At 54.3% G+C, this 6,891-nt stretch carries 6 protein-coding genes; 4 read left to right on the top strand and 2 right to left on the bottom strand.

Going from position 1 to position 6,891, the window contains the following annotated elements; genetic code table 11:
• From ACTHUT_RS12065 to waaA, 3 genes are all read left to right on the top strand, one after another.
• Nucleotides 1-365, top strand: a 365-nt coding sequence (locus tag ACTHUT_RS12065; protein ID WP_440418832.1) for an ATP-binding cassette domain-containing protein, incomplete at its 5' end; no start/stop codon positions are given.
• Nucleotides 366-530: 165 nt separating this feature from the next.
• Nucleotides 531-962, top strand: coding sequence for a plastocyanin/azurin family copper-binding protein (locus ACTHUT_RS12070; RefSeq protein WP_070848976.1), 432 nt, complete (start codon nucleotides 531-533; stop codon nucleotides 960-962).
• 138 nt (nucleotides 963-1,100) lie between these two features.
• Nucleotides 1,101-2,363: a lipid IV(A) 3-deoxy-D-manno-octulosonic acid transferase gene (gene waaA, locus ACTHUT_RS12075; RefSeq protein WP_440361257.1), complete on the top strand. Its 1,263-nt coding sequence runs from the start codon at nucleotides 1,101-1,103 to the stop codon at nucleotides 2,361-2,363.
• 348 nt (nucleotides 2,364-2,711) lie between these two features.
• On the opposite strand, the gene ACTHUT_RS12080 is transcribed toward waaA, so the two are convergent.
• Complete coding sequence (locus ACTHUT_RS12080) at nucleotides 2,712-4,721, bottom strand: OPT family oligopeptide transporter (protein WP_440385918.1); 2,010 nt, start codon at nucleotides 4,719-4,721, stop codon at nucleotides 2,712-2,714.
• Nucleotides 4,722-4,969: 248 nt separating this feature from the next.
• Between ACTHUT_RS12080 and ACTHUT_RS12085 the strand changes: the two genes are divergently transcribed.
• Nucleotides 4,970-5,974, top strand: coding sequence for a quinone-dependent dihydroorotate dehydrogenase (locus tag ACTHUT_RS12085; protein WP_440385916.1), 1,005 nt, complete (start codon nucleotides 4,970-4,972; stop codon nucleotides 5,972-5,974).
• Nucleotides 5,975-6,030: 56 nt separating this feature from the next.
• Here the strand turns inward: ACTHUT_RS12085 and rnhB are convergent, their stop codons facing one another.
• Entirely contained in the window at nucleotides 6,031-6,624 is a 594-nt protein-coding gene (rnhB, locus tag ACTHUT_RS12090) for a ribonuclease HII (protein ID WP_254345495.1), read from the bottom strand.
• Nucleotides 6,625-6,891: the final 267 nt, after the last annotated feature.

Genomic DNA, 6,891 nt, shown 5'->3' on the forward strand with positions numbered 1-6,891 from the left:
TTTCCGGCGGACAGCGGCAGCTCGTCATGTTTGCCCAAGTCATGCTGCGCCGCCCCGAAATCCTGATGCTGGACGAACCGGTCAGCGCGCTGGATATGCACCACCAGTTGAACCTCTTGGAGCGCGTAGTGCAATACACGCACGAACACAATCTGGTTACGCTGATGGTCTTGCACGATTTGAGCCTCGCCGCGCAGTTTTCAGACGGCGTGATTCTGCTCGGCGAAGGCAAAGTACAGGCGCAGGGCGCGCCGCAGGACGTGTTGCAGGCGGACATGATAGGCAGGCTGTACAAAGTGGACATCGAACTCTTATACGACAGCAAGGGCCTGCCCGTTATCCGCCCGATGCGGCAGAGTGCGTAACCTAACCGCTTCTGAAATGTCGGATTTGAGCATCCGGCCTGCGAATTCCCTGCAACTCATTCCCTCTCCCATGGGAGAGGGTTAGGGAGAGGGCGGTAAGCCCAAGGCTTGCCTCTCCGACTCATCAGCCCGACCCATATTTTTATCCTTAGAAAGGACTTCTCCATGAAAAAATCCCTCTTCCTCCTCATGCTGACCGCGTCCCTTAGCGCATACGCCGCCAACCACGAAGTCAAAATGCTTGACAACGGCAAAGACGGCAGCATGGTGTTCGAACCCGGCTACGTCAACGCCAAAGTCGGCGACACCGTAACCTTCAAAGCCACCAACAGCGGCCACTGGGTACAAAGCAAAGCCCTGCCCGAGGGCGTTGCCGACTTCCTCTCCGAAGACGGCAAAGACTTCACCCTCAAGCTCGACAAAGAAGGCGTGTACGTCTATACCTGCCCGCCGCACCGCATGATGAACATGAGCGGCGTGATTCAGGTCGGCAAGCCGGTGAACAAAGCCAAAGCGCAAGCCGTTGTCGATGAAATGGAAAACCGCGCCATGCAAAGCAAAGGCCGTCTGAAAAAATACATGGCGCAAGTGAAATAAACGCGTTTATACCTGCATTAAAGGCTGTCTGAAACCTTTCAGACGGCCTTTTTCCTTTGCGTAAAACACGCATCAAAGCTATATCTTCCGTTTCAGTTTCCGATAAAATAGGCCTATTCCGACACAAGACCCGTAAGCATGATACGCCGCCTTTACGCCACGCTGTGGCACCTCGCCCCCTTCCTGATCCGCCGCCACCTGCGCCGCCGCGCCCTCAAATCCCCAGCCTATCTCGAGCATTGGGACGAGCGTTTCGGGCAGGCGTATCCCAATCCCGTGCAACGCCCGATTTGGATACACGCCGTATCCGTCGGCGAAACGCGTGCGGCCGAACCTTTGGTGCAGGCATTACGCCGCCATTTTCCCGATTCGCCGTTTCTGATTACCCAAATGACGCCGACCGGCCGCGCCACCGCGCAATCTCTGTTCCCCGATGCGCAATGCCGTTACCTGCCCTACGACAAATCCGAATGGGTCGCCCGATTTTTAGCCGAACACCGCCCCATCTGCGGCATTTTGATGGAAACCGAAATCTGGCCCAACCTGATGCACGGCTGCAAAAAAGCAGGTATTCCCCTCTTTCTGGCCAACGCGCGCCTCTCCGAAAAATCCCAACGCGGCTATCTTAAAATCCGCAAGTTGGTCGAGCCTGCCATGCAGACCCTCTCCGGCTGCTTTGCCCAAACCGCCGCCGATGCCGAACGCCTGCACCTCATCGGCGCATCCAACGTCCACGTCTGCGGCAACACCAAATACGACATCGCGCCCCCCAACGACTCGCGTCCGCTTGCCGCCGCCTTTAAAGAACGCATCGGCGCACGAGCCGTCGTCGTCTGCGCCAGCACGCGCGTGTATAAAGGCACAGACGAAGCCGAGCTGCTCCTCAAAGCATGGCAGGGCTACCGCGGCAATGCCTTGCTGGTCATCGTCCCGCGCCACCCTGAAAACTTTCAGACGGCCTACGATATCGCCAAATCGCTTGGTTATACCGTGCAAAAACGCAGCGACGGACAACCCGTTTCCCCCAACACACAGGTTTGGATAGGCGACAGCATGGGCGAACTTGCCGCCTACTATCTCAGCGCAGACATTGCCTTCGTCGGCGGCAGCCTCGTCGATGCCGGCTGTCAAAACATCATCGAACCCATAGCCTGCCGCGTCCCCACCCTCTTCGGCTACTCCAACTACAACTTCGCCCAAGCCTGCAAAGGCGCAGTCGAAGCCAAAGCCGCCGTCCGCGTCGAAACCGCCGAAGCCTGGTACAGAACCACGCGCCAATACCTCGACGACGAAACGCTGCGCCAACAGCTGATCAGCCACACCGAGCAATTCATTTCGCAACACCAAGGCGCCAGTGCCAAAATTGCCAAAGCGATTGCAGATTGTTTGAATCAGCGTTAAACAATAAAAAACCGCCCGTTCATGACAAACAGGCGGAAACTGAGAAACAGTTTTTTGTTTTCAGCCGTTTAATTGACTAAGAGCAGGAACAGGGTTAAGATAATCCTAACGACTGTCCGCAGTCTCAGCCATGAACGACCTTTCGGCTTGGTTCGTTTCATGTTGAAACTCTCCTTTCTAGGGAGGTTCAAATAAAACAGCCCCACTGCCATGGGGCTGTTTCACTACCTAGCCCCGCAACAATTATACCCAAACTTCCTAAAATCATTCCAAACAAATTTCCACTGAAAAGGCCGTCTGAAACCCCAATGTTTTGGGTTTCAGACGGCCTTTTCTCAACCTACAAACTTAACGTCCTGCTTTCAACACGCGGCGTGCAAACACGAACATACCGAAGACAAAAAACGCCAAGCCCAGCCATTTGGCGGCCGTATCCCAGTTTTCCAAGCTCAGGGCCAAAGGCGCATCCGAACCGCCGTTGGTTACGGAGAAGGCAATGATAAACGCCATAATCACACCGATCAGGCTCTCGCCGACAATCAAACCGGCGGAGAACAGCGTACCGATACGTTCCGCATTTTTCAGACGGCCTTCACGGTTTTCCTGACGGCGGGCGATAACGGATTTCAACACCGCCGCCAATACCGCGCCGATTACAATCGGCATATTCACAGACGGCGGCAGGTAAATGCCCATGCCCACGGCCAATACCGGCAAAGCGCGCTTGCCGCCGGAAGATTTGCGCAATGTGAAATCGACCGCAATCAACGCCACGCCGATGCCCACGCCGGTGAAAATATAATCCCATTGCAGATTGTGCGAGAAAATACCTTGGGCGATGGTGGTCATCAAAGTTGCCTGAGGCGCGGCAAGGGCTTGGGCCGCATCCATGCCTTCACGCGGCATCGCGCCGGTAAAGCCGTAGGCTTCATACAAAAGCTCCAACACAGGCGAAATCACCAATGCGCCGACAACGCAGCCGACAATCAGCGCGACCTGCTGTTTCCAAGGCGTTGCCTTTACCAGATAACCCGTTTTCAAATCCTGCAGGTTGTCATTGGAAATCGAAGCCACACAAATCACAGACGCGCCGCAAAACAGCGTCAACGCCAGCAGGAATTTGCGGTTTGCCTCGTCCGCCATCAAGCCGCTGGATTCGCCGACCAGCAGCAACACCAGCGAAATAATAACGATAGAGACGATGCCCACACCCGAAATCGGGCTGGAAGACGAACCGACCAAACCGGCCATATAACCGCAAGCCGCGGCCACCAAAAAGCCGATAATCGAAGCCAGCAACGTACATACGACCACCAACAGCCAAGCCAAACCGCCGGAAATATGCGAGTCGCCGATAAAGTGGAAGAAGGACACGCCCAACACCAGCATCATCGCCAACACCCAGGCAATCATCGCCTTAGGCGACAAATCCTGTTCCGTGCGCTCGGTCATCTGCGCGCCGCCGAAATTACGGAAAGACAGGCGCATGCCCTCGACCATCGGTTTCATCAAAGTCAACAGCGTCCAAATAGCCGCGATACCGATCGTACCCGCGCCGATAAAACGGACTTTTTCCTTCCACAAAGACATCGCAAAAGGAATCATCTCCATATCGGCAGGTTGCGGAATATGCGCCGACAGATAAGGCACGGCCACGCCCCAGGCAATCGAAATACCCAGCAAAATCGCGATACCGCCGGTCAGGCCGACCAAATAGCCCGCGCCCAGCAAAGCCAGTGAAAAGCCCATCGGCACTTGAAACACCGACGCGCCGCCTTTAAACCAAAAGCTCGCGCTGTCCGCCACCACGCGCAAACCGCTTGCGCAGAAGCTCATCAAACCGGCCAAAGCGCCGCCCGACATCAACTCCTTGATACCGCTGCCGCCTTCCTGTTGGTCCGCATCATGGTCGCCGACCTTCAAAATCTCAGCCGCCGCCACGCCTTCCGGATAAGGCAAATCGCTTTTCACCACCATCGCATAACGCAAAGGCACAGTGAAAATCACGCCCAAAATACCGCCGGACATACACAGCAGCGTTGTCTGCCAAAACGGAAAGCCCGCCCAATAACCGGCCATCAGCAAACCCGGCAGAATAAAAATAATACTGGAGAGCGTCCCCGCGGCCGAAGCCTGAGTCTGCACCATATTATTTTCCAGAATATTACTGCCTTTAAAAAACTTCAAAACCGCCATCGAAATCACCGCAGCCGGAATCGAAGACGCAAAAGTCAAGCCCACCTTCAAGCCCAAATACACATTGGATGCCGTAAAAATCACCGTAATCAACGCGCCGAGTATCATCCCCCGCAACGTCAGCTCACGGAAACTCGCATAAGGATCAACCGCCTGTTTCATAGAAATATTCCTGTATCAGGTAAACAATCAAATCAAAACTTTTCAGACGGCCTTTTGATACATCCATCAGGCCGTCTGAAAAACCTCTCTTTTGCCATTTTAATAAACTATCCGAATACACGCAAAAGCCCTATTTATTTTCATTTGCCGCCAAACCATAAAATCATATCGATACAGACGTTTGGGGCAGTTTGACGGTTTCAGGTAAAATAACGCCACATTCATCAACCGTTCAGAAAGCCGCCGTCATGTATTCACTCGTCCGCCCCATCCTGTTCCGTTTCGATGCGGAAAAGGCCCATCATTTCACGCTCAACAGTTTGCGTACCGCCGAAAAATTCGGCCTGCTGCCCAAAGTGGACAGCCACACCCGGCCAACCGAGCTGATGGGTTTGCAGCTGCCCAATCCGGTCGGCTTGGCGGCGGGTTTGGACAAAAACGGCGAGTGCATCGATGCGTTTGCCGCTTTGGGTTTCGGCTTTGTCGAAATCGGCACGGTAACGCCCAAGCCGCAGCCGGGCAATCCGCAGCCGCGCCTTTTCCGAGTTCCCGAACACCAAGGCATCATCAACCGCATGGGTTTCAACAACCACGGCATCGATGCGATGATCCGCAACATTGAAAACAGCCGCTTTAAAGGCATTTTGGGCATCAACATCGGTAAAAATGCCGTTACACCGATTGAAAACGCGGCCGACGATTATCTGATTTGCCTGGAAAAAGCCTACGCCCACGCGAGTTACATCACGGTCAATATTTCCTCCCCCAATACGAAAAACCTGCGCGCCTTGCAAGGCGGCGACGAGTTGAGCGCATTGTTGGAAGCCTTGAAAAACAAACAGGCGCAACTGGCGGCAGCGCATGGCAAATATGTGCCGCTGGCGGTCAAAATCGCGCCGGATTTGGATGAAGCGCAAATCGACGACATCGCCCATGTGGTCAAATCCGTAGAGATGGACGGCATCATCGCCACCAACACGACCATCGACAAATCCAGCTTGGGCAGCCATCCGCTCGTAGGTGAACAAGGCGGCTTGAGCGGCTTGCCCGTGCGCGAGAAAAGCAATCAAGTGTTGAAACTTTTGGCAGAACGCATTGACGGCAAGCTGCCGATTATCGGCGTCGGCGGCATCATGAACGGCGCGGACGCGGCAGAAAAAATCCGCTTGGGTGCCAGTGCGGTTCAGGTGTACAGCGGTTTGATTTATCGCGGCCCCGAATTGATTAAAGAGTGTTTGGCTGCGTTGAAATAATACTTTCCCAAAAACAAGGCCGTCTGAAATCTTTCAGACGGCCTTTTGATGTGCGTTCATTCTTCAAACAGATTGCCTTGTGCCAATAAGGTTTTGACCGGTGCGAAATCGCGGCGGTGTTCCGGCAATACGCCGTATTGTTTCAATGCGGCCAAATGTTGCGCCGTGCCGTAGCCTTTGTGCCGGTCAAACCCGTATTGCGGATAGCGTTTCGCCAATTCATACATTTCTGCGTCGCGCGCGGTTTTGGCCAAAACCGAAGCGGCGGAGATTTCGATGATTTTGCTGTCGCCTTTGACCACTGCTTCGGCAGGGACATTCAAATCTTTCGGCACGCGGTTGCCGTCTATCCACACTTTGTCGGGAGCGACCGACAGCCCCTCGATGGCGCGCTTCATCGCGGCCATGGTTGCGTGCAGGATGTTCAGTCTCAAGATTTCGTCGGGGTCGGCAAAGGCAATGTTCCACGCAACCGCCTGTTCCTTAATCATCTGCGCCAACATATCGCGCTTTTTTTCGCTCAGTTTTTTTGAGTCGGTCAAACCCGGCAGGTCAAAATGTTCCGGCAAAATCACTGCCGCCGCAAATACGCTGCCGACCAAAGGGCCGCGCCCCGCCTCGTCCACGCCTGCGCTTAAAACCGTCGCCATTTCTTCACCGCCTGTCTGATTCAAAGCCGCCATTATATCCGCTTGCGGCAGAGAAATTCTGCAATAGTTCAAACCATTGGGAAACAGTTCAAATTTCATCTGCTTTACCAATCAGTTATAATTTACATCCCCACATACCAATACGTCTTACAACATGCCTGCCCAATCCGAACGCCTCCATTTTTCCGAACGCTGGCTCAACGCCTACGAACGCTACCGCTATCGCCGCCATATCCACGCCTTCCGCCTCGGCTTGGCAATCGTGTT

It is taken from the genome of Neisseria sp. P0022.S010, from assembly GCF_051956635.1.